This is a genomic window from Pseudoalteromonas sp. NBT06-2 (assembly GCF_002276045.1).
Lineage (GTDB): Bacteria > Pseudomonadota > Gammaproteobacteria > Enterobacterales > Alteromonadaceae > Pseudoalteromonas.
Genome location: NZ_NQMR01000384.1, coordinates 1 through 898, shown reverse-complemented (window position 1 = coordinate 898; position 898 = coordinate 1). Strand labels below are relative to the sequence as shown.

2 protein-coding genes are annotated in these 898 nt (G+C 34.1%); both read right to left on the bottom strand.

Going from position 1 to position 898, the window contains the following annotated elements; translation table 11 throughout:
- The coding region (locus CJF42_RS26210; RefSeq protein ID WP_095369400.1) for a GNAT family N-acetyltransferase at positions 1 to 333 on the bottom strand (333 nt) is incomplete at its 3' end.
- A gap of 206 nt (positions 334 to 539) precedes the next feature.
- A partial coding sequence (locus CJF42_RS26205) for a S41 family peptidase (RefSeq protein WP_252097749.1) occupies positions 540 to 898 on the bottom strand: 359 nt, incomplete at its 5' end.

The following is an 898-nucleotide window of genomic DNA, read 5'->3' as shown; positions in this document are numbered from 1 at the left end:
TTTATTCACCGAGATGTGCTGTTGCGTGATTTCATGAAGTGCTAATTTCATTGCTTCGGTACCATAACCTTTACCTTGGTGCGGTACATCTATCATAAATTGATCAATATATATCTCATTTGGTTTTTCATCTTCAAAATTAGGGAAATACTGAATAAAACCGACAGCTTCATCATTAAAGTATACTGCACGGTTAACATAATGTTCATTAAACTTAGATCCTGCAATTGACTCTGCATTTAAAGCGACGAACTCTTCTTGCTCTTTAGTTATTTCTAATAAGATAATATCTTCCCAGTTATCTTTAGTAACTTCTCTTAAGCTAATTGCCATAATGACATAATACTCCTTGTTTTTTTACTTAATAGGGGGCGTCAGCCGACTGTTTGACGCCAGTTCAAGTAACTTATTGAATAAATTCAGTTATACAATTTATAACTGTTAAATTTTAATCATAAAGCAATAAAATACGTAAACCCCCTTTACAAAGGGCCTTAAAATAAAAACGCTGAATTAAATCAGCGTCTATAATCATAAATTTAATTTTTAATCTGTAGCCATTCAATTGCAGCTTCAATTATCAAGTCTTTTTCTTGTGCACGTTGCTCTAAAGTAAAAAATGGTTTTTCAATTGTTACAGGTACACCTGTGCCTTCAAACTCCAAGCCATCATGGCTAATATAAATTTCATTCGAAATAGTATATTGCAAACCATGTGGTAAGGATTTAGGTAACATGTCAGACAAACCACCACCCGTTGACTGGCCAATTAAAACTGAGTTATCTCGCGCCCTCATCGCGATTGAAAATATCTCAGCAGCACTACTAGTATCGGCACTAGTTAATAATGCAATGGGTTTGATATATGATAATGCACAGCACATCTCGGTGAATAAAT